The 21,935-nt window shown below is 71.0% G+C and carries 16 protein-coding genes and 1 tRNA gene; 15 read left to right on the top strand and 2 right to left on the bottom strand.

Annotation, left to right across the window (positions count from 1 at the left end):
* The first annotated feature begins 6 nt into the window (after window positions 1–6).
* The 7 genes from EPO13_11720 to EPO13_11690 all read left to right on the top strand — a co-directional run bounded on the left by EPO13_11720 (window position 7) and on the right by EPO13_11690 (window position 9,599).
* Window positions 7–354, top strand: a complete 348-nt coding sequence (locus tag EPO13_11720) for an STAS domain-containing protein (protein ID TAK68215.1) — start codon at window positions 7–9, stop codon at window positions 352–354.
* On the top strand, window positions 351–764 hold the full coding sequence (locus EPO13_11715) for an ATP-binding protein (protein TAK68214.1): 414 nt from the start codon (window positions 351–353) through the stop codon (window positions 762–764). The genes EPO13_11720 and EPO13_11715 overlap by 4 nt, the downstream gene beginning before the upstream one ends.
* 131 nt (window positions 765–895) lie before the next feature.
* Window positions 896–3,226, top strand: coding sequence for a sodium-translocating pyrophosphatase (locus tag EPO13_11710; GenBank protein ID TAK68213.1), 2,331 nt, complete (start codon window positions 896–898; stop codon window positions 3,224–3,226).
* 46 nt (window positions 3,227–3,272) lie between these two features.
* Window positions 3,273–4,868 (top strand): methyltransferase domain-containing protein, encoded by a 1,596-nt coding sequence (locus EPO13_11705; GenBank protein ID TAK68212.1) that lies wholly within the window; start codon window positions 3,273–3,275, stop codon window positions 4,866–4,868.
* On the top strand, window positions 4,544–7,681 hold the full coding sequence (topA, locus tag EPO13_11700) for a type I DNA topoisomerase (GenBank protein ID TAK68211.1): 3,138 nt from the start codon (window positions 4,544–4,546) through the stop codon (window positions 7,679–7,681). The genes EPO13_11705 and topA overlap by 325 nt, the downstream gene beginning before the upstream one ends.
* Window positions 7,678–8,424, top strand: coding sequence for a dTMP kinase (locus EPO13_11695; protein TAK68210.1), 747 nt, complete (start codon window positions 7,678–7,680; stop codon window positions 8,422–8,424). Before topA ends, EPO13_11695 begins: the two co-directional genes overlap by 4 nt.
* Complete coding sequence (locus EPO13_11690) at window positions 8,421–9,599, top strand: DNA polymerase III subunit delta' (GenBank protein ID TAK68209.1); 1,179 nt, start codon at window positions 8,421–8,423, stop codon at window positions 9,597–9,599. The genes EPO13_11695 and EPO13_11690 overlap by 4 nt, the downstream gene beginning before the upstream one ends.
* Before the next feature lie 22 nt (window positions 9,600–9,621).
* Here the strand turns inward: EPO13_11690 and EPO13_11685 are convergent, their stop codons facing one another.
* Window positions 9,622–10,443, bottom strand: a complete 822-nt coding sequence (locus EPO13_11685) for a hypothetical protein (GenBank protein ID TAK68208.1) — start codon at window positions 10,441–10,443, stop codon at window positions 9,622–9,624.
* Window positions 10,444–10,689: 246 nt separating this feature from the next.
* On the opposite strand from EPO13_11685, the gene EPO13_11680 reads away from it, so the two are divergent.
* The 3 genes from EPO13_11680 (at window position 10,690) to EPO13_11670 (ending at window position 13,328) form a co-directional block, all read left to right on the top strand.
* A complete protein-coding gene (locus EPO13_11680; protein ID TAK68207.1) occupies window positions 10,690–12,396 on the top strand; it encodes an alpha/beta hydrolase in 1,707 nt (568 codons plus the stop codon).
* A gap of 171 nt (window positions 12,397–12,567) precedes the next feature.
* Window positions 12,568–12,644: transfer RNA gene (locus EPO13_11675), tRNA-Thr, on the top strand.
* A gap of 363 nt (window positions 12,645–13,007) precedes the next feature.
* Window positions 13,008–13,328, top strand: coding sequence for an anti-sigma factor antagonist (locus tag EPO13_11670; protein ID TAK68206.1), 321 nt, complete (start codon window positions 13,008–13,010; stop codon window positions 13,326–13,328).
* Here the strand turns inward: EPO13_11670 and EPO13_11665 are convergent.
* Window positions 13,228–15,891 carry an AMP-dependent synthetase gene (locus EPO13_11665; protein ID TAK68205.1) on the bottom strand — a complete coding sequence of 888 codons (2,664 nt, stop codon included), beginning with the start codon at window positions 15,889–15,891 and terminating at the stop codon, window positions 13,228–13,230. The two genes, EPO13_11670 and EPO13_11665, sit on opposite strands and share 101 nt — an antisense overlap.
* 132 nt (window positions 15,892–16,023) lie before the next feature.
* On the opposite strand from EPO13_11665, the gene EPO13_11660 reads away from it, so the two are divergent.
* The 5 genes from EPO13_11660 to EPO13_11640 all read left to right on the top strand — a co-directional run bounded on the left by EPO13_11660 (window position 16,024) and on the right by EPO13_11640 (window position 21,678).
* Window positions 16,024–17,037: an iron ABC transporter substrate-binding protein gene (locus EPO13_11660; protein TAK68204.1), complete on the top strand. Its 1,014-nt coding sequence runs from the start codon at window positions 16,024–16,026 to the stop codon at window positions 17,035–17,037.
* Between the two features lie 50 nt (window positions 17,038–17,087).
* Entirely contained in the window at window positions 17,088–18,605 is a 1,518-nt protein-coding gene (locus tag EPO13_11655) for an iron ABC transporter permease (protein TAK68203.1), read from the top strand.
* Window positions 18,602–19,639 carry an ABC transporter ATP-binding protein gene (locus EPO13_11650; protein TAK68202.1) on the top strand — a complete coding sequence of 346 codons (1,038 nt, stop codon included), beginning with the start codon at window positions 18,602–18,604 and terminating at the stop codon, window positions 19,637–19,639. Before EPO13_11655 ends, EPO13_11650 begins: the two co-directional genes overlap by 4 nt.
* A gap of 145 nt (window positions 19,640–19,784) precedes the next feature.
* Window positions 19,785–20,312, top strand: a complete 528-nt coding sequence (locus EPO13_11645; GenBank protein ID TAK68201.1) for a hypothetical protein — start codon at window positions 19,785–19,787, stop codon at window positions 20,310–20,312.
* A gap of 13 nt (window positions 20,313–20,325) precedes the next feature.
* On the top strand, window positions 20,326–21,678 hold the full coding sequence (locus EPO13_11640) for an amidohydrolase (protein ID TAK68200.1): 1,353 nt from the start codon (window positions 20,326–20,328) through the stop codon (window positions 21,676–21,678).
* Window positions 21,679–21,935 lie beyond the last annotated feature (257 nt).

Below are 21,935 nucleotides of genomic sequence, written 5' to 3'. Positions count from 1 at the left end.
GTACCGGTGGAGCTCGACCTGTCGACTCGTGTCGAAGACGGCGTCACGATCGTGGGAGTGGCCGGTGAGGTCGACATCGCGACGGCCCCGGAGCTCGACGCCGTGCTGGCGGCCCTACCGGCCGGACCGGCCGCCGTCGTGGTCGATCTCGTCGATGTCGGTTTCCTGGATTCGACCGGTCTGGGTGTCCTGGTGAAGGCGTCGGCCAGAGCACGTGAGCACGGCGGCAGCTTCGGGCTGGTCGTCGCGAATCCGTCGGTGGACAAGGTGTTCCGGCTGACGGGCCTGGACGCGGTGATCCCGCTGCACGCGTCGGTCGCTGAGGCGGTCGGCGCGGTGGGCGGTCCGGCGTGACGGTCGCGACGCTGACCCTGACGGCCGCCGCGGATCTCGCGCGGACCGCGAGAGTCGTCAGTACGTCGGTTGCCCGCGCCGGGGGGCTGGACGAGGACACCGTCGCGGAGGTTCGCCAGGCCGTCGGTGAGGCGGTGGCTCGGGCGTTGGTCCGGCAGCGGCTCGCCGGGTACGACGGCGACCTGCGGCTGGTGCTGCACGACGACGCCGACGTGTTCGTCGTGGAGGTCCATGACGGCGCCCCGGCGGACGTCGAGGACGACACGACGCGGCGCGCGCTGGCACTGGCCGAGGCGTTGGCCGCCCGTACCGAGGTGTTGTCCGGCCCGCAGGGCTCGGTGCTGCGGCTGGCCTGGCCGCGGCTGGATCTGCCCTCGAACTCCAACGGGTTGTTGCCTGCGTCGTCGTAACTCCGGCCGCGCTCGGCGTGAGGTGAGCCGGCGGTGATGTGACCTGCGCCACTGGACGGCGATGTCGTCGTGCGTAGACTCCGCGCGCACCACGGGGTGACCCACGCCACACACGTCGTCGAAGGAGCCGGATGTCCGTGCAGACCCTGGCCGCCACGGTTGGAGAGGTCACCTTGTCGGCGGGCAACACCGCCGTCGTCGTGATCGTGGCCCTGATCGCCCTGGCAGCTCTGGTGGTCGCCGCGTTGTTCTCCCGCGAGGTGCTGCGGGCCAGCGAGGGCACCCCGAAGATGCGCCAGATCGCCGCGGCCGTGCAGGAGGGGGCGTCGGCGTACCTGAGCCGGCAGTTCCGCACGCTGGCGATCTTCGCCGCGATCGTCTTCTTCGTGCTGTTCCTGCTGCCGGCTGACAGCACCTCCGAGCGGATCGGGCGCAGCCTGTTCTTCGTCGTGGGTGCGGTCTTCTCCGCGGTCACCGGGTACACCGGCATGTGGCTGGCCGTGCGCGGCAACGTCCGCGTGGCGGCAGCGGCCAACGAGTCCGGCGAGCAGCGCGCGATGCGGCTGGCGTTCCGGACCGGCGGCGTCGCCGGGATGTTCACCGTGGGTCTCGGCCTCTTCGGTGCCGCGCTGGTCGTCCTGGTGTACCGCGGCGACGCGCCGAAAGTGTTGGAGGGCTTCGGTTTCGGCGCGGCCTTGCTGGCCATGTTCATGCGGGTCGGCGGCGGCATCTTCACGAAGGCGGCCGACGTGGGCGCCGACCTGGTCGGCAAGGTCGAGCAGGGCATCCCGGAGGACGACCCGCGCAACGCGGCCACCATCGCCGACAACGTCGGGGACAACGTCGGGGACTGCGCCGGCATGGCAGCGGACCTGTTCGAGTCCTACGCGGTGACCCTGGTCGCTGCGCTGATCCTCGGCAAGGCCGCCTTCGGCGACATCGGGCTGGTGTTCCCGCTGGTGGTCCCGGCGATCGGCGTCATCACCGCCGTCATCGGCATCTTCGCCGTCGCCCCCCGGGCGACCGACCGTTCCGGGATGTCGGCGATCAACCGCGGCTTCTTCCTCTCGGCGGTCATCTCCGCTGTGCTGGTTATCATCGCGTCGTTCGTGTTCCTCCCCTCGACGATGGTCGAGCTCAAGGGGATCGTGGGCGAGAACATCGGCCTGGTCGGGTTCCAGACGTTCAACCCGCGCTGGCTGGCCATCGGCGCCGTCCTCATCGGCATCGTGCTGGCAGCGGCGATCCAGGTGCTGACCGCGTACTTCACCGAGACCAACCGGCGACCGGTGGACGACGTCGCCAAGACCTCACTGACCGGGCCGGCCACGGTCATTCTCGCCGGCATCTCCCTCGGCCTGGAGTCCGCGGTCTACTCCGCCTTGCTCATCGGGGCCGCGGTGTACGGCGCGTTCCTGTTGGGAACCGGTTCGGTGCTGCTGTCGCTGTTCGCGGTGGCACTGGCCGGTACCGGACTGCTGACCACCGTCGGCGTCATCGTGTCGATGGACACCTTCGGTCCGGTCTCGGACAACGCCCAGGGCATCGCGGAGATGTCCGGTGAGGTCCACGGCGAGGGTGCCGCGGTGCTCACCCGGCTCGACGCGGTCGGCAACTCGACGAAGGCCATCACCAAGGGCATCGCGATCGCCACGGCGGTGCTCGCGGCGACCGCGCTGTTCGGCTCGTTCCGCGATGCCGTGGTCACCGCGACCTCCGATGTCGGTACGGCGGTCACCCAGGCACTCAACCCTGCGGACAAGTTGCAGTACGCCGGTGTCCTGGACGTGGCCAGCCCGGCGAACCTGGTGGGCCTGCTCATCGGGGCGGCCGTGGTGTTCCTGTTCTCCGGCCTGGCCATCAACGCGGTCTCTCGCGCGGCCGGCGCGGTGATCTTCGAGGTACGCCGGCAGTTCCGCGACCACCCGGGGATCATGGCCGGCACCGAGAAGCCCGAGTACGGCCGCGTCGTCGACATCGTGACGCGCGACTCGTTGCGCGAGTTGGCAACTCCGGGCCTGCTGGCCGTCCTGACACCGATCGCGGTCGGTTTCGGGCTGGGCATCGGCCCGCTCGGGGCCTACCTGGCCGGCACGATCGCCACCGGCACGCTGATGGCGGTGTTCCTGTCGAACTCCGGCGGCGCCTGGGACAACGCGAAGAAGTTCGTCGAGGACGGCAACTTCGGCGGCAAGGGCTCCGAGCCGCATGCGGCGACCGTCATCGGCGACACCGTCGGCGACCCGTTCAAGGACACCGCCGGTCCGTCGATCAACCCGCTGATCAAGGTGATGAACCTCGTCGCCCTGCTGGTCGCGCCGGCGGTGGTCATGGTCAAGCTGGAGGACCGGACCTGGCTGTCGTGGCTCATCGCCGTCGTCGCGGTGGCGATCGTGGTCGGCTCGGTCGTGATCAGCAAGCGGCGGCCGATCGCGGTGGGCGACCCGGTCCCGACCGGCTGAACCGCACGCGATCCCTGAACCGCATCCCGACCGCCCGGGCCACGCCATGAGCGGCGTCTCCGGCGACTCAGCCGACGGTGTCGCCGGTGAGGCTGCCAACGCCGTGTCCAGCGACGGCGCCAGCGCCGTGTCCGGCGATGCCGCGGCAGCGGTTGCCGGGTACGGCGCTGCGCTGCGGCGGGCGTCGTACACCGTCGACGGGATCCGGCAGCTCATCGGGGCGGACGCGGATACCGCCCTGGCGGCCGGACGCGTCGGTCCGGCCCGGCGAGCGCTCTCCGCTCCGGACGTCAGCGGGGAGCCGGCGGCGGTCCTCGCCCGGCTGTTCCTGCTGGGAGACCCGGTGCCGGTGCCGGTCGCGCGCGCGGTCCTCGGTGACCTGGCGGCCGCCGTGGGTCTCGGGCTGGTCGCGATCGACGGCGAGATCGTCCGCGCGCCGGTGGACGTGACCCCGTACGCCGAGGACGGCGCCGACTGGTGGGTCGTGTCCGACCGCGGCGATCCGGCGGCTGCCGACCATGTGCTGGGCGTCGGGGGCGCGTCACTGTCGTTGGCCGGGCTGACCCCGCGCCGGCCGGCCGGTTCGGCGCTGGACGTCGGCACCGGTTGCGGCGTGCAGGCGCTGCACCTGTCGCGGCACTGCCGCCGCGTCGTGGGCACCGATACCAACCCGCGAGCGCTGCGGCTGGCGGCACTGACCGCCGGGCTGTCCGGCGTACCCCTGCAGTTGCGGCACGGCTCACTGCTGGCCCCGGTGGCCGGTGAGCGTTACGACCTCGTCGTCTCCAATCCGCCGTTCGTCATCTCGCCGGGACAGGTGTACCGCTATCGCGACTCCGGGCTACCGCTCGATTCCCTCGCGCCCACCTTGCTGCGGGCCCTGCCGGACCACCTTCACGACGGCGGTCACGCGGTCGTGCTGGCGAACTGGCTGCACGTGCGCGGTCAGGACTGGCGTGACCGGGTGGCGCAGTGGGTCGACGGCATCGGTTGTGACGCGTGGGTGGCGCAGCGGGAGGTCCAGGACCTGCCCTCGTACGTCGAGCTGTGGCTGGGCGACGCCGGCCGGCAGGCCGGCGCCGCGCACGAGCATCAGTACGACGAATGGCTCGCGGCGCTGACCGCCGCTGGTGCCGAAGGCGTCGGGTTCGGCTGGGTGGTGCTGCGCGCGTCCGGGCGGGCCGACCCGTGGGTCGAGGTCCAGGACGTGCGTACTGCGCCCCGGCAGCCGCGCGGTGACGAGGTCCTGGATCGGCTGGCCTGGCACGACAGGCTGGGCGCTGCCGATGCCGCGAGCCTGCTCGCGTCGCCGCTGCGATGGTCGGGCCCGGTCCGGATCCGCCGGGAGTACGCCGTACTCGACCAGCAGGCCTCGGCGACGGTCGAGTTGCCGGCCGCCGTGGATCGGTGGGACGGCTGGCAGGCACCGATCGGTGTCGCGGTGGAGGTCCTCGACGTCATCGACCACATCACGACCCACGGCGTGCCGCTGGCCGATGCGATCGACGCGAGGGTGGCCGCGACGGCCGGCGAACCGGCCGCTGCCGATCCCGACGAGCTCCTCGCGGCGTGCCTGATCAGCGCGCGCGAGCTCATCGACGCGGGATTGCTCGTGCCGGCGGCTCCCCCGATCCCGGGTTGACACGGGTCCCCGGGTTACCGTCAGACTCCGCGCTGTCCGCCCGGCGGGGTGGGCAACCAGCCGGTGATCCGGCGACCGGAGTCTCGTTCGACCCTGTTGAGAGGACACCTGTGCCCCCGAAGGCCAAAGCAGGCGGCGGCCGCCGCCTGGTGATCGTCGAGTCGCCGGCGAAGGCGAAGACGATCCAGGGCTACCTGGGCCCGGAGTACGACGTGGAGGCCTCGGTCGGGCACGTCCGCGACCTCGCCACACGGGCGTCGCAACTGCCCGACGACGTCCGCAAGCAGCCGTGGGCCAAGCTCGCGGTGAACGTCGACGACCGCTTCCAGACCTTCTATCTGGTGGACGCGGACAAGAAGTCGAAGATCGCCGAGTTGAAGAAGAAGCTCGCCGCCGCCGACGAACTGCTGCTAGCGACGGACGAGGACCGCGAGGGCGAGGCGATCGCCTGGCACCTGCTGGAGGTCCTCAAGCCGCGAGTCCCGGTGCGCCGCATGGTGTTCCACGAGATCACCCAGGACGCGATCCGCGCCGCGGCGGCCGACACCCGCGAGCTGGACATGAAACTGGTGGACGCCCAGGAGACCCGGCGAATCGTCGACCGTCTCTACGGGTACGAGGTGTCGGAGGTCCTCTGGAAGAAGATCGGCCGCGACGCGCGCTCGGCCGGCCGCGTGCAGTCGGTCGCGGTGCGGCTGGTCGTCGACCGCGAGCGGGAGCGGATCGCCTTCCGGTCCGCGGAGTACTGGGACCTCGACGGACTGTTCGACCCCGGTTCGTTCTCGGCCCGGCTGACGTCGCTGGACGGGACCCGGGTGGCGGCGGGCCGGGATTTCGACGACCAGGGCGCGGTGACGACCAGCGGGGTCGCCGTCCTCGACGAGCCGACCGTGCGGTCGCTGGCCGATGCCTTGCAGGGCAGCCAGTTCACGGTCCGGTCGGTCGACGAGAAGCCGGGGACCCGGCGCCCTTCGGCGCCGTTCATGACCTCCACGTTGCAGCAGGAAGCCTCGCGCAAGCTGCGGTGGGGTGCGCAGCGGACGATGCGGGTCGCGCAGGGCCTCTACGAGCGCGGCTACATCACATATATGCGAACCGACTCGACGACGTTGTCCGAGACCGCGTTGAGCGCGGCGCGGGCCCAGGCCGCTCAGCTGTACGGCGCCGACCACGTGGCCAGCGCCCCGCGCCGCTACGAGCGGAAGGTGAAGAACGCGCAGGAGGCGCACGAGGCGATCCGGCCGTCGGGCGACACCTTCCGTACCCCCGCCCAGGTCGCCGGTGAACTGCGCGGCGACGACTTCGCGCTGTACGACCTGATCTGGAAGCGGACCGTGGCTTCGCAGATGGCCGATGCCCGGGTGTCGACCACCACGGTCCGGCTCGGCGCGCAGACCGCTGCCGGGGTGGATGCGGAGTTCGCCGCGTCTGGCACCGTGATCGTGTTCGCCGGGTTCCTGGCGGCGTACGAGGAAGGCACCGACGAGGACCGCGACAGCGGCGCTGCCGACGACGAGCGCCGGCTGCCGGTGCTGACCGCGGGCCAGACGTTGACGGTGCGCGCCCTGGAACCGGACGGCCACCGCACCAACCCGCCGGCCCGCTACACCGAAGCCTCGCTGGTGCGGGCGCTGGAGGAGCGCGGCATCGGCCGGCCCTCGACGTACGCGTCGATCATGTCGACGATCGTCGACCGGGGGTACGTCTGGAAGAAGGGGTCGGCGCTCGTGCCGTCCTTCCTGGCGTTCGCCGTGGTGCGGCTGCTGGAAGAGCACTTCACCGATCTGGTCGACTACTCGTTCACGGCCCGGATGGAGGAGACCCTCGACCTCATCGCCGGCGGTGAGGTCGACCGGTTGTCCCAGCTGGAGTCCTTCTGGCGTGGTGGACAGTCCGCGGGCCGGCAGTTCCCCGGACTGCGCGAACTCGTCGGCGATCTCGGCGACATCGACGCGCGGGCCATCGCGTCGTTCCCGATCGCCGGGTCCGACGCGGTCCTGCGGGTGGGGCGCTACGGGCCGTTCCTCGAGCGGGGCGAGGAGAAGGCTTCCGTGCCAACGGATATCGCCCCGGACGAACTGACCGCGGCGCGGGTCGACGAACTGCTGTCGATGCCGTCCGGCGATCGCCCGCTGGGGGTGGATCCCGCCACCGGTCACGAGGTCGTGGCCAAGGCGGGCCGATTCGGGCCGTACGTGACCGAGGTCCTGCCGGACGGTTCGCCGAAGAGCGCCAAGCCGCGGACGGCGTCGCTGTTCAAGGACATGTCGCTGGACACCGTGACGATCGAGGACGCGCTGCGGTTGTTGTCATTGCCCCGCGTCGTCGGGATCGACCCGTCCGACGGCGTCGAGATCACCGCGCAGAACGGGCGATACGGCCCCTACCTGAGCAAGGGCAAGGATTCCCGCTCGCTGACCAGCGAGGACCAGCTGTTCACCGTCGGCCTCGACGAGGCCCTCGCGCTGTATGCCCAGCCGAAGACCCGGCGCGGCCAGGCCGCCGCGGCACCACCGCTGCGCGAGATCGGGGTCGACCCGGCCTCCGGGCAGCAGATCGTGCTCAAGGAGGGGCGTTTCGGTCCCTACGTGACCGACGGCGAGGTCAACGCCTCGCTGCGCCGCGCCGACGATCCGGCCACGATCTCGCTGGAGCGAGCCGCAGACCTGTTGGCGGAGAAGCGGGCGAAGGGTCCGGCCCCGGCCAAGCGTGCCCGCCGCGCACCGGCGAAGAAGGCGGCCAAGGCCACGCCGAAGAAGGTGGCCAAGGCCGCGGCGACGGCGGCCGCTGCGGACTCCGCGCTGGACGGCTGACGCCGCCCCGGGTGGTCGGCGCGGCGGCGTACCCTCCGACCGTGTCCGAGCCGACAGCCGCCGCGGCCGGCCGCGAGCCGGCCGTCGCTGACGATCGCCGGTCCGGGCCCGGGCTCTTCGTCGTCTTCGAAGGGGGCGAAGGAGCCGGCAAGTCCACTCAGCTCGCCCGGCTGGCCACGTCATTGCGCCGTGCCGGCGGCGAGGTCGTCTGTACCCGCGAGCCGGGTGGGACGCCGGCTGCCGAGGCGATCCGCGGGCTGCTGCTGGACCCGGCGACGGGCGGCCTGGATTCGCGGGCCGAGGCGCTGCTGTTCGCTGCGGCGCGCGCCGACCACGTCGCCCGCGTGGTTCGCCCCGCCCTGCAGCGCGACGCGATAGTGCTGTGCGACCGGTACGTCGACTCCTCCGTGGCCTACCAAGGGAGAGGGCGCGGCTTGGGGGTGGCGGCGGTGGCGCAGTTGAGCCGATGGGCCACCGAGGAGTTGCATCCCGACCTCACGGTGCTGCTCGACATCGATCCGGCGGCCGGCCTGCGCCGGGCACGGTCGGCGGCGGGCCCGGACCGGCTGGAGGCCGAAGAGATGGCATTCCACGACCGGGTGGCCCAGGCGTTCCGCGACCTGGCCGCGGCGGATCCCGGCCGTTACCTCGTCCTCGATGCGCGTGCCCCGGCGGACCAGGTGGCCGCCGCGATCGCCAGCCGGGTCGAGGCCAGCCTCGCCGCGAAACGGTTGCCGCAGTGAGTGTCTGGGATGCCCTGGTCGGTCAGCCCGGGGTCGTCGAGCAGTTGCGGCGTGCGGTGGCCGACGCCCGGCTGGCCGAGCGGGGCCGGCCGGCCCCGGCGATGACGCATGCCTGGCTGGTCACCGGTCCGCCCGGCTCGGGCCGCTCCGTCGCGGCGACCGCCTTCGCGGCCGCCCTGGTCTGCCCGGCCGACGGCTGCGGGGTCTGCGAGCAGTGCCACAAGGTGCCACTGGGCGCCCACGTCGACGTCGAGGTGGTGCGCCCGGATCGGTTGTCGTACGGCGTGGAGGCCGCCCGCGAGCTGGTGCTGGGCGCTGCCCGGATGCCGGCCGACGGCCCCTGGCACGTGATGGTCGTCGAGGACGCCGACCGGATGACCCCCGAAGCCGTCAGCGCCCTGCTCAAGGCGATCGAGGAGCCCACCCCGCGGACGGTCTGGCTGCTGTGCGCGCCGAGCGCCGAGGATGTCCTGCCGACCATCCGTTCCCGTACCCGGCAGGTGCTGTTGCGCACACCGTCGGCGGCCGAGGTCGCGGCGGCACTGGTCACCGGGGACGGAGTCGATCCGCAGACCGCCTCGTTCGCGGCCCGGGCGTCGCAGGGGCACATCGGCCGGGCCCGGGCCCTCGCGCTGGACGAGCGGGTCCGGGCGCGCCGGATCGAGGTGCTGCGGGTGCCCGCCCGGCTGCGCGACGTCCCGTCGTGCTTCGCCGCGGCGGCTGATCTGCTGGCGGCCGCCACCGACGACGCCAGCTCCATCACCGACGCGCTGGACGCCGCCGAGCACAGTGCGCTGCTGCGGTCGTACGGCGAGGGCGCCGAGGGCGTCACCGCGGCGCGCGTCGCCCGGCTGGCGCGGGCGGCGACGAAGGAACTGACGGAACGCCAACGTTCCCGGCGTACCCGGACCGTGCGCGATCAGGTCGATCGGGCGTTGCTGGATCTGCTGGCGTTCTACCGCGACGTGCTGGTGCTGCAGACCGGCGGCTCCGTGGCGCTGGTCAACGAGGAACTGCGCGCGCAGCTGAGTTCGTCCGCGGGGGACGGCACCGCGACCGAGACGGTCCGCCGGATGGAGGCGGTGGCGCAGGCCCGGCTGGCGCTGGAGAAGAACGTGGCGCCGCTGCTGGCTCTCGAGGCGATGTGCGTCGGGCTGTTCGCCCCGGCCGCCTGACGGGTCGGCGTGCCGGCCCCCGTCAGGGCCGGAAGGTGTCGGCGCTGCGGCGCAGCCCAGCGGTGTACGCCGCGAGCGCATCGACCGCGGGGCCGAGCACCTCGTCGGTGCTGCGGCCCAGGTCCGGCGCGGCGAGCATCGTGGCGGCGGCGGTGAGCAGCCGCTCGTAGGTATCGACGCCGGCGGCGAGCCGGTCGAGCAAGTCGTCGGCTGCGGCCGTCGCCGCTGCGGCTGCCGCCGTACCGGGCAGATCGGCGGCGATCCGGTGTGCCGCATCGAGTCTGTCGACGAGCGCGTTCAACACCGGCGCCGCTTCGCAGTCCGCGCGCAGCAACTCGGCGCCGGCGTCCGGGTGCAGCCGGCTGACCGCGGGCAGGACCTGGGCGAGCCGCAGCCGAAGCGCGGCCAGCCGGGCGACGGCGGCTGCGCCGGGGACCGTCGGGGCCAGCGCCGGTGGGGGTGGCAACAGCACAGCCGGCGGCGGCGGCGGAACCGCCTCACGCACCCGGCGCCTCGCGTCGAGGCCGGCCCAGGTCCCGACCCCACCCGCGGCCAGCCCGAGCCAGGCCCACGGTTCGACGACGTCGGGCCCGACCAGGATGCCGGCGAGGAAGGCAGCGATACCCGTTCCGGCACTGACGAAGCCGGCCGTCGACGTCGACTGCAGCCGCCGGACGCGGCGCCGGTACCGGTCGACCGCTCGATCGTGGGCTGCGACGGCTCGGTGATGATCACGCCGCAGCGCGCGCAGCTCGCGGGAACCGCTGCGGCGCTCGGCGACCACGTCGAAGCCGCGGGCGAACCCCGCCCGCAGCCGCGCCGCGAAGTCGTCGCCGGTGGCCACGCCCCATCCTCTCCCTTTCTTCGCGTCCCCGGTCGCGGGATCCGGCGGCCGGCACAGCGTTCCCAGGGCACTGACTGCCCCCGGTCGTGGCGAGGTCCGGAGTGCGTACGCGGCGGTCCGATCCCGCGGTTGGCCGGGCTACGGTGCAGGGCTCCTCCGTGGGCGTCCGTCGTACGGCCGAACGGCAGGCCGGTCGCCGGGCAAGAGTCGTTCGAGGCAAGAGTCGGTCGAGTCAGTAGTCGTTCGGTGGCCGTTCAGGAACGCGGTACGCCGGTCGACCGTCGTACCGCCGACGCCATGACAGTGTCGGCGCACGTCACGACCACGAGGGAGGTCCGCCGGGTGGGTCGCGGACTGCCTCGACGCTCGGTCGCGCTCGTCGCCGGGTCCGCTGCGACCCTGCTGCTCGCCGGCTGTTCCGGCGAGCCGGGCGCCGCTCCGACCGCGACGGCCTCGCCGTCGACGTCGTCCGCAGCGCCGACCTCGTCCGCCTCGCCGAGCGCGACCAGCAGCACACCGCCCGCCGGGCAGGACGATCCGCGGCTGGCGACGTACTACTCCCAGCAGCTGGCCTGGGCCGGTTGTGGCGGCCGGTTCCAGTGCGCCACCCTCACCGTGCCGGTCGACTACGACCAGCCGGCTGGGGCGACGATGCACCTGTCGGTCGTGCGGTTGCCGACGACCGAACCCGGCCGGCTCGGCTCGATCGTGCTGAACCCGGGGGGTCCTGGCGGCAGCGGGGTCGAGTACGCCCGGTCCGCCGCCTTCCCCGGCGCCGTGCTCACGGCGAAGGTCATCCGGCGGTACGACGTGGTCGGCTTCGACCCCCGCGGGGTGGGCAAGTCCGACCCGGTCGACTGCCTGACCGATGCCCAGACCGACGAGTTCATGGCGTCGGACCCGACACCGGACGACGCCGCCGAGGTCAGCGACTGGCAGCGGATCGCAGCCGGCGTGGGTCGAGGCTGCGCCAGCCGGGCCGCCGGCAGCTACTCCCACCTGGACACCGTCTCGGCCGCCCGCGACCTGGACATCCTGCGCCGAGCGCTCGGCGACGAGCGGTTGACCTACCTGGGCAAGTCGTACGGCACCTACCTGGGCACGACCTACGCCGAACTGTTCCCGGGCCGGGTCGGCCGCATGGTGCTGGACGGTGTCCTGCCGGCGGACCTCAGCCTGCAGCAGCTCAGTCACGACCAGGCCGTCGGGTTCGAAGACGCCTTGCGCCGGTTCGTCGCCGACTGCGACGGCCGTCGCGGTTGCCCGCTACCCGACGGCGTCGACGCCGGTGTCGCGCGGATCCAGCAGTTCGTCACCGGCCTGGACGCGGCTCCGCTGCCCGCCCAGCAAGGGCGGCCCCTCACCGAAGCGTTGGGGCTCAGCGCGATCCTGTCGTACCTCTACGCGCCCCCCTCGGACTGGGCGCAACTGCGATCCGGTCTCGCCACAGCCTTCGCCGGCGACGGCGGCGAGTTGCTCGACATGCTCGACTCGCGTATCCAGCGCCGGGCGGACGGCACGTACGTCGACAACGCCAACGAGGTGTTCTACCCGGTCACCTGCCTGGACCGGCCGTTCGCCACGACGCCGGAACAGTTGCAGGCGTTGGCAACCCAGTGGTCTGCCGACGCTCCCACCTTCGGCCGGGCGCTGGCCTGGGGCATGCTGGCGTGCAGTGGTTGGCCGGCATCGACCGGCCGTACGCCGGTCCCGCTCAGCGGTGCCGCGGTCCCTCCGCTGCTGCTGGTGACCACCCGGCACGATCCGGCGACGCCGTACGCCTGGGGTGAGCGAATGGCCGCCCAGTTGCCCGGCTCGACGTTGGTGCAATGGACCACCGGCGACGGCCATACGGCGTACCTGTCGGAGGACCGGAATCGCTGCGTGGACGACGCGGTCGACACCTACCTGCTGACCGGCACGACAACCGGCCCCGTGGTCCAGTGCACCTGAGGTGCCGTGCTGCTGACGTGGCGCTGGCCCGCGTGCAGTCGCTGCTGGCGCAGCGCTGCTGACCAGTACGGCGATAGGCCGGCCGCCGGACGACGCCGAACGCGGTCCGGGCGGCCGGCGCTGCTGGGGTAGCATCGGCGGGCTGGTCGGGCCCTCGGGGCTGCCCGGCACGCCGCCTTAGCTCAGTCGGCCAGAGCGACGCACTCGTAATGCGTAGGTCGTCGGTTCGATTCCGACAGGCGGCTCCCCGCCAGAACTGTTCTGCCAGAGGCGTTCTGCTGCCTCGGCACGGCCGACCAGGTGCGGTCCGATTGTGAATCTGCAGCAAACTGCAGCTGCCAGTGTCGCGGCCATGACCGCTACCGTGCGTCAAGGGTTTCCCGGTGTGGCGGAGCTCTCCCTGGCGAGTTCACCCGCAGATACCCGCGGCGGCGGGGCGTGGCCCCGACAGGCAGGGCTCCGCCATCCGGACGCCGGTTGTCCTCAAGTGCCGACATCGCCCCGGAGGTGCGGTACCGTCGATCACGCGAGCCCGATGCGTCCTCATTCGACGGCGCGGGCGGTAGGCCCTGATCGAGGCCCGTTCGCGACCTGAAGAATCGAGGGCCGGCATGGCCCCAAGCCCGTCATCCCGTCGTGTCCAATTCTTCGGCGAGCTGGACCTGTGCTGCACGGAGGAGATGCAGGCGGCGATCTGGTCGCAGCTTCAGGCCCCGGTTTCCGAGCTCGTCATCGATCTCGGAGGGGTCACGTTCCTCGATTCTTCGGCGATGAGTGTCCTGGCGCAGGCGCAGGGGGCGGCGCTGAGCGCCGGCGCCCGCTTGCGCCTCATCAACGTGCGGCGGATCCCGCGCCGGGCACTGGAGTTCGCTGGCCTCGATCAGCTTCTGGACGTGCACGCCGGGCTGGAACCGCAGGCAGCTTCGGCGTAACCGCAGAAAGGGGAGCGGCCCGCCGGGACAGGTAACGGCGACCGGCCTTGACTGCGCCAGTGATCATTCCGAGCACCCCCGGCTGTAGCCGGCGTACCGCGTGGAACGTCACGATGCCCGCGGCGAGGGAGACGATCAGCGCCGTCCAGCCGTAGTCGAGGACGCCCAGCACGAGCCAGTGGACGAGATAGATGTAGAGCGAAGCCTGGGCGACCCGCAGGATCGGCGGCACGAGTGCCGACGGCAGCCGCAGTGAGGGCAACCAGAGGATCGCCAGCAGTCCCAACGGGATCACCCACTGGCGGCTCGCGTCGAACGACGGCACGACGGTGACCACGACCAGCAGCGACGTCGCCAGCTTCAGGCGACGGGTGTGCGCCTCCGCCGCGGTCCAGCCCAGGAGCACGACCCACGCCGCGGCGAGGGGGGAGAACAGCGACGCCGGACGGGCGTCGGGGAGCAGGTGCTGGGACGCCACCCAGACCGCGCAGGTCGCGGCCGCCGGCAGCAGCCACGGCGAGCCGCGGCGTAGCGACTCCACCCAGGGGATCCGCAGCACGACGGCGACCAGTGGCAGGACCCACACCAATGCCTCGACGAACCAGAAGCGCCACTCCGGGGCCTCGGTCGTCGGGATCACCCAGGACGTCGCCCCGAGCACGTACCACTCGTAGAAGGGGCTCAGCGCGAGCGCTGCCAGCAGCACGAACGACGGGACGAGGATCTCGCCGGTACTGCGCAGCATCCGGCGCAGCCGCAACGCCGGATCGGCGACGCTGAGGTGGAAGCGTGCAAGGTTGAACCCCACCAGCGCGAGCAGCAGATGGGCGCCGCCGCGAATATCGACCATCCCGACGTGCGAGGCGACCACGACGAGGATGGCGAGCGCGCGCACCACCACGCTCGTCTCCACCTGCCGTGTCAATCGCGTCGGTGCCGCGGACGGCTTGCCGGGCGGCAGCGCGGCGGCCAGGTCGGTGACCGACGTACGGTGCCAATCCCGCGGCAGGTGGCCCAGGGTTTCCTCGACGGCGACCGATACCGCGACGTAGGCCAGTGAGTCGCCGCCCACGTCGGCGAACGACTGGTCCGCCCGGACCGGCACACCGATCAGCGCCTCGTACCTGCGGCGCAGCTGCTCCTCACTGGGCGTCTCCGGGGCAGGCCTGGCGACGTCCGCCGCGAGCACGGCTCGGGTCGTGGCCGTGCGGTCGAGCTTGCCGTTGTCCAGACGCGGGAGAGCGGGGAGCACGGCGACCCGAAGGGACGCGGGCGGGAGTCCGGTGCTCGCCGAGGCGACGGCGGTCGCCACCGGAGCCGCGACGCCGACCACCGCGACCCCGAGGGCGTCGTCGAGCGCAACCGATACACCTTCGAGGCCGGCCTCCTCCAGGGCGCGATCGACGTCGGCCAGGTCGACTCGCAGCCCGTGGACCTTGGTGATCTGCGCGCGTCGGCCCACGATCTCGAGGAGGCCCTCGACGGTGAGCCGGGCTCGATCCCCGGTCCGCCATTCGGTCAGGTCGCGACCGCGGGCCAGATCCGCCGGATGCTCGGCGTAGCCGAGCATCAGGTTCGGCCCGGAGTAGACGAGGTCTCCCACACCGTCGTCGCCGACGTCGTCGAGTCGAAACGCGCCCCCGGGGATGGCGCGACCGACCGTGCCGGGGTTCGACGCCGTGAGGTGCGGCGGGAGCACCGCCATCCGCGCGGTCGCTTCGGTGGCGCCGTACATCAGGACCAGATCGAAGCCGTGCCGGCGCCCGAGCTCGGCGTACCGTCGCGCGGTGGGCGCTGGCAGGCGTCCGCCCGCACAGGTCACCTGGCGCAGTGACGGCGCCGCGAGTACCTGCGTGCCGTGCCGGTCGAGCAGGTCGAAGGTGTACGGCACCGCGGCCATCGTGGTGGCGCCGCTGTGGCGGACCACGTCCTCGAAGGCGCTGTCGGTGACGGACAGCTCGGTGAGCACGAGGCCCGCCCCCGCCGCGAGGTGCGAGTGCAGGACGGACAGGCCGTACGAGTACGTGAACTCGAGCGTCGTCACCGCCCGATCGGCGTCGGTGAGTCCGAGGGTCGCCACGACGGCGGCGGCGTTCGACTCCAGGTTCGCCAGCGAGAGCCGGACGACCCGGGGACTCCCCGTCGTCCCCGAGGTGCTGAGCAGGACGGCCAGGTCGCTGTGCAGATCGCGGTCCAGCACCGGCCGCGTGTCCGCGACGATCTGCCCGTCCCTGACGATGACGTCGGGCGCGTAGCGCGCGAGTGCGGCGTCGGGACGACACCGGGGAACGAGCAGGACGGGCAATCCCGCGCGCAGCGCTCCGAGGTAGTGCACGACATCGTCGATCCGCCGCCTGGCGAGGATGGCGACGAGTCGGCGTGGGCCGTCCAGACGCGCCGCGGCGTCGTCGACTGCTGCGTCGAGTTCGCGGTACGTCAGCTGGACGTCGCCTGCGACGAGTGCTGTGCGGTCACCAAAGCTGCGCAGGCCGGCGACAAAGTCGGGCTCCGCAGCAGGAAGAACCGGCCTGTCGAACGCCACCAGTGATGCTGGCGTCACCACACACTGCCTCCCTGCGCAGCTTCCTGAGAATCGTGCGGGTAGGCTAACCTAACGCCAACCGCGTGATGCTCGACGCTGTCTCGGACGAGCGAGAGCTGCCGGCCGCGGGGCGCTGCAACGAGAGGAGACCACATGCTTCGGCGCGCTCTGGCCGCGGCGATGACGCTCGCCGCGGGCCTTGCTCTGACGGCATGCGGCAGCGGCGAGCAAGTGGGTTCGGACACCGTGGTCGTCTATAGTGCCCAACACGAAGGACTGACGAAGTCCTGGGTCGACGCATTCACGCAGGAGACCGGGATCCCGGTCATCGTGCGCAGCGGCCGGGATTTCGAGATCGCGAATCAAATTGTCGCCGAAGGCAAGAACTCCCGCGCGGACGTCTTCCTGACGGAGAACTCGCCAGCGATGGGCATCGTCGAGCAGGCAGGCCTGTTCGCCGAAATTCCCGCGGCGACGCTCGCTCAGGTGCCCGCCGAATTCACGCCCAAGTCGCAGCGGTGGGTTCCGGTGGCGGCCCGCTCGACGGTATTCGTCTACAACAAGGACAAACTGTCCGCGGACCAGCTTCCCAAGTCACTCATGGATCTGGCCAAACCTGAGTGGCGTGGTCGGTGGGGCGCGGCTCCGGGCGGCGCTGACTTCCAGGCGATCGTCAGTGCGATGCTTCAGCTGTCGGGACAGGCGGCGACCAGTGCCTGGCTGGACGGTATGAAAGCGAACGCCAAGGTGTACACCAACAACATCACGACCATGCAGGGCGTGAATGCGGGCGAAGTCGATGGCGGTGTCATCTACAGCTACTACTGGTACCGGGATCAGGCCAAGACTCAGGAGAACAGCCGCAACACCCAGCCCCACTATTTCGGTGGCAAGGATCCGGGCGCTTTCGTTTCGGTGTCCGGCGGCGGTGTTATCGCCGGCAGCCCGCGAGTCGACAAGGCTCAGCAGTTCCTCGCGTACGTCACCGGGAAGCGAGGCCAGGAAGTTCTCGCGAAGAGCGACGCGATGGAGTACGTCGTCGGCAATGGCCTGGCGTCGAACCCCGTCCTGCCGCCGTTGTCCGGGCTCGACGCCCCGGTGATCGACCCGGCGACGCTCAACGGACCCACGGTGATCAAGCTCATGACCGATAAGGGCCTTATCTGACCTCCGTCGATGCCGCACCGGCGCCTCGTGGTGTCCCGGCCCGGCGTGCTGTGCGCCGTCGCGGCGGGGGACGCTGGCTTTATCTTGCAGCCGTAGGCGTTGCAGCGGTCGGCCTCCTCCCGATCGCTTTCATCGTCGGCGAGACGCTGAGCCTGGGCGGGACGCAGATCGCGTCGTCGATCCTGCGGGAGCGCGTCGGTGCGCTCCTGGTTAACACGGTGACCCTTACCGCCGTGACGACGCTCTGCTGTTCACTGGTCGGCCTCGGAGCGGCCTGGCTCGTCGAGCGCACCGATGTGCCGGCCAGGCGGCTGTGGGCGGCCCTGCTCGTGGCTCCGCTCGCCGTCCCGGCTTTCGTGACGAGTTACGCGTGGGCCTCGCTGCAGCCCGGCTTCGAAGGCTTGCCGGCAGCCGCGCTGATCACGACGCTCGCCTATTTCCCGTTCGTGTACCTGCCGGCGGCCGCCGCGATCCGCGGGTTGGACCCCGGCCTCGAGGAGGCGGCGGCTGCTCTCGGGTTCGGTCCGGTTCGCGTCTTCTTGCGCGTGACGTTGCCACAGCTGCGCCTGGCCCTTCTCGGCGGTGCGCTGCTGGTCGCCCTGCACGTGCTCGCAGAGTTCGGTGCCCTGCAGATGATCGGCTACGAGACGTTCACCGTGGCGATCCTCACGCAGTACCAGTCGTCCTTCAACGGCTCTGCGGCGACGATGCTCGCGGGGGTATCGGTCATCCTCTGTCTGGGCCTGCTCCTGCTCGAGGCGCTGTTGCGCGGGCGCGCTCGATACTCGCGCATCGGTTCCGGCGCTGCGCGCGTGGAGCGAACTGTCGCGCTACGGGCCTGGCGTTGGCCCGTCACAGCAGTCGTTGCCGCAGTCCTTATTGCGGCGATCGGCGTCCCGGGCGTCGCGGTGAGCCGATGGCTCTCGTACGGAGCCGACGTCGCCGACGAGCTCCTGCCGGCATTGCGGACCAGCCTGGAGCTCGGCATCGCCGGTGCGGTCGTCGCCACGCTCGTCGGTCTGCCGCTGGCCTGGCTTGCGGTGCGACACCGGTCGGCGCTAACGGCGATCCTCGAGCGCTGCACGTATGTCTCCAGCGCGTTGCCGGGGGTTGTGGTCGCCCTGGCGCTCGTCACCGTCTGCGCGCGGTGGTTCGACGCGCTCTACCAGACCATCGCCTTGCTGATCGTCGGCTACGTCATCCTCTTCCTTCCGAGGGCCATCGTCAGCCTGCGACCGGCGATCGCCCAGGCTCGTCCCGAGTTCGACGATGCTGCGCGGTCCCTCGGGGCGAGCCACCTGCGACGGGTCGGTCGGATCGCCTTGCCGCTGCTGTCTCCCGGCCTTGCCAGCGCCGCAGCCTTCGTCTTCGTCGCGGTCATCACCGAGTTGACAGCGACCCTGCTGCTGGCGCCGGCCGGCGTGAATACTCTGGCAACGCGGTTCTGGAGTTACAGCGACGAGCTTGACTACGCTGCCGCCGCTCCGTTCGCCGCCGCCATGGTGCTGTTGAGCGTGCCGTTTACGTACCTGATCCTGCAGCAGTCCCGAAGGATGCGACGTCGATGAATTCCGATGCGGTGCACGTCGTCGGTGTTCGTCATGCGTACGGTGACCTCGAGGTGCTCCACGGCATCGACCTGACCATCGAACCCGGCTTACTCGTCTCCGTCCTCGGCAAGTCCGGCTGCGGGAAGTCCACGCTGCTTCGGGTGATTGCCGGGTTCGAAACACCGACCGCGGGGACGGTGTCGATAGGCGAAACCGTGGTCGCCGGACCGGGAGTGTGGGTGCCTCCGCAGCGACGCCGCATCGGCTACGTGTCGCAGGACGGTTCCCTGTTTCCGCACCTCACCGTCCAGGCAAACGTCGAGTTCGGCATGCGGCGAACTGAGCGTGACGCCGGTATGGCCGAACAGCTGCTGGCGACCGTGTCGCTGGATCCGTCGTATCTGCGGCGCTGGCCACATGAGCTGTCCGGCGGCCAGCAGCAGCGGGTGGCGCTCGCCCGTACCCTGGCCAGGTCGCCAGACGTGGTGCTGCTCGACGAGCCGTTCTCCGCTCTCGACACCGATCTGCGCGCCTCGACCCGAAGCGCGGTCGTCGGCATCCTGCGCGACCAAGGGGTTACCGCGGTGTTCGTCACGCATGACCACCACGAGGCGTTGTCGTTCTCCGACATCCTCGCGATCATGGTCGACGGCCGCCTCACTCAGGTCGCGTCGGCGGCCGAGGTCTACGACCAGCCCACCGATCTGCAGACAGCGGCGCTCGTCGGTGGCACCGTGGTGCTGCCCGCCGTCGCGTGCGACGGCGTGGCCCGGACACAGTTCGGAGACATTCCGTTGCGGAATTCTCCGCGCAACGGGCCGGTCGAGATCATGCTCCGCCCCGAGCAGGTACTCGTCGACAACGACGAGCAGGGCAGCGCGTGCGTGCGCGGCGTGGAGTATTTCGGTGATTCCCACCTCGTCCGGGTCGAGGTCCACGGAACCACGCAGGAGCTTCAGGCCCGCACCGGCGGAGGGTGGAGCGGCCGAGCAGGTGATCGGGTCTCGGTCAGCTTCCGTGGGACGGCCGTGGGATTCCCAGCTCTGCAGTGATGCGTCGAGACGTGACTGACCAAGGGCGGGCCAGCTAGTCAGCCTGGCGAGTCTTGACACCGGATACGGCGAGGCGGATCCTCATCGGGAATTGACCGTCCTACCGGCGGTCACGTTGCGTGGTTCCTACGACTGGGATCCTGACATGCCCCTTGCACCCCGGGTCGGCACCAGCTACGAGCTCGACTTCAAGATCCCGCCCGATCCCGCGGCGACCCGTTTCTTCGACGCCGGCGGACTGCGCTTCGGCGTCGAGCGCCGAGCGCTGAACGCGGCGGTGTTGCAGCAGGCCTACGGGCATGACCCGGAATGGCTGGCGCGGACCCGGCCGGAGTTTCAGCAGGGTCTGGAGTTGCAGGCTCCCTCGATCCACGTGTTCGACGCCGACAGCGCCGAGGAGTACCTGCGTATCGACGCGTTCGACGAGGAACCGCACTACCACTACATCTATCCGGGGAGCCATCACACGATCGTGTGGTGGGACCAGTGCGCGCTCGGCCCGTTTCCCGAACAGGTTCCGGTGCTGCTGCACCATCGGCTGCGCTCGATGCTCGCCGTCGTCGTCGAGGCGGACCGCCTTGCCCGGATCGACTGGGACGCGGTGGCTGCGGTCGTGCCCGAGGTCGTCGCCGAGTTCGATCGGTTCGAGGCCCAGGTGACCGCCTCCTCGTGAGGCTTTCCGCGTCATGCGGTCTCGCCTCCCGCGATCCGCAGCCCGAGTAGCCACCGGAGGGGTCATGACGACGACAGGGACAGCGACGACGGGGACCGACCGGTTCGACCTGGACGACGCCGTCCTGCGTATGGTGCGCAAGCATGGCCGCGACCACCCGGTGACGTTCCTGCCGGATCCTGAGCCCGAGGAACTCTTCTGTCCGATCATCTCGGTCGACGACCATGCCCTGGAACCCGCGACGTTGTTCGATGGTCGCCTGCCGGCGCAGCTGCGCGACCGCGCGCCGTATGTCGAGCAGGCCGCTGACGGCGGCTCGTGGTGGGTGATCGACGGTCGGCGGGTGCCGATCCTGATGGCCAACGGCTCGGCGGGCCGCCCGATGGCCGAGTGGGGCAATATTGCGTGCAACTATTCGGAGTTCCGTCCGCAGGTGTACGACTCCGCCTTGCGGCTCACCGACATGGATGCCACGGGCGTGTGGGCGAGCCTGTGTTTCGGATCCATCGTCTGGGGTTTCGCCGGCACCCGCTTCTCGACCATGTCCGATGCCGAACTCGGGTTGGCCTGTCTGCGGGCCTACAACGACTGGATGATCGACGAGTGGTGCGGGGCGGCGCCGGACCGCTACATCCCGTGCCAATTGCCCTGGCTGCGTGATCCCGAGATCGCCGCGACGGAGATCCGCCGCAACGCCGAGCGGGGCTTCCGGGCCGTCTCCTTCTCGGAGAACCCCGAGGGACTCGGCTTCCCGAACGTGTACGACCGGGTGTGGGATCCGTTCTTCCGCGCGTGCGAGGAGACCGGGACCGTCGTCAACCTGCACGTCGGGTCGTCAGGCGCCACCGCGGCGGCGTCGTCCTCGTCAGCGGAGTCGGTCGCGACCGCGCTGTTCCCCATCAGCGGCATCAAGGCGCTGATCGACTGGATCTACTCCGGCGTGCCGATCCGCTTCCCCGGCCTGACCATCGCGCTGTCCGAGGCGGGGATCTCCTGGGTCCCGATGGCGTTCGAGCGGTTGATTCGCGCTCATCGCCAGTCAGGCGCCATCGGCAAGACCTGGTACGCCGACGCGCCGACCCCGCTGGAGGTCGCGCAGCGGAACTTCGTCTTCACGTCGATCGAAGACCCGTCGGGATTCCGGATGCTCGACGTCATAGGCGAGGACAGCGTCATGGTCGAAACCGACTACCCCCATTTCGACATGACCTGGCCGGCCAGCCAGGAGATGGTCCGCCACGAACTCAGTCACCTGCCGGCCGAGACCATCAGAAAGGTGTGCTACGGGAACGCGGCGCGCGTCTATCGCCATCCTGCGCCGCCGCCGGACCTGCTGGCGGCTTCGGCGGTCGGCCGGCCCGAGTAGCGGCCGCCCGTTGGTCGAAGGTCGGCTGTCCGAGACGAGAACGTCGCCCACCGCAACGTGGGTGCCGGTGACGGCGGACCTGCGGGATGGTCACAGCTCGGTCTCGGCAACTCGTGTTGATGGTACTGGGTCTTGACAATCTTCTCGCCACCCTTCACGGTGCTCCGCTAGATGGACTCGGCAGCGAGGCCGGCCGCTCGTCTTGAGGACCGGTCAGACGGGCGGCCAACGGACGACCGAGGGACGGGTGGATACCA

Source organism: Actinomycetota bacterium (assembly GCA_004297305.1).
Taxonomy (GTDB): Bacteria; Actinomycetota; Actinomycetes; order S36-B12; family FW305-bin1; genus FW305-bin1.
This window is presented reverse-complemented; position numbering and strand designations above follow the sequence as displayed.

Excerpts from the sequence above, each read along its gene's own strand:
- EPO13_11710 (TAK68213.1), top strand. The coding sequence starts at position 896 with ATGTCCGTGCAGACCCTGGCCGCCACGGTTGGAGAGGTCACCTTGTCG.
- EPO13_11705 (TAK68212.1), top strand. The coding sequence starts at position 3,273 with ATGAGCGGCGTCTCCGGCGACTCAGCCGACGGTGTCGCCGGTGAGGCT.
- topA (TAK68211.1), top strand. The coding sequence starts at position 4,544 with ATGGTCGGGCCCGGTCCGGATCCGCCGGGAGTACGCCGTACTCGACCA.
- EPO13_11670 (TAK68206.1), top strand. The coding sequence starts at position 13,008 with ATGGCCCCAAGCCCGTCATCCCGTCGTGTCCAATTCTTCGGCGAGCTG.
- EPO13_11660 (TAK68204.1), top strand. The coding sequence starts at position 16,024 with ATGCTTCGGCGCGCTCTGGCCGCGGCGATGACGCTCGCCGCGGGCCTT.
- EPO13_11650 (TAK68202.1), top strand. The coding sequence starts at position 18,602 with ATGAATTCCGATGCGGTGCACGTCGTCGGTGTTCGTCATGCGTACGGT.
- EPO13_11645 (TAK68201.1), top strand. The coding sequence starts at position 19,785 with ATGCCCCTTGCACCCCGGGTCGGCACCAGCTACGAGCTCGACTTCAAG.
- EPO13_11640 (TAK68200.1), top strand. The coding sequence starts at position 20,326 with ATGCGGTCTCGCCTCCCGCGATCCGCAGCCCGAGTAGCCACCGGAGGG.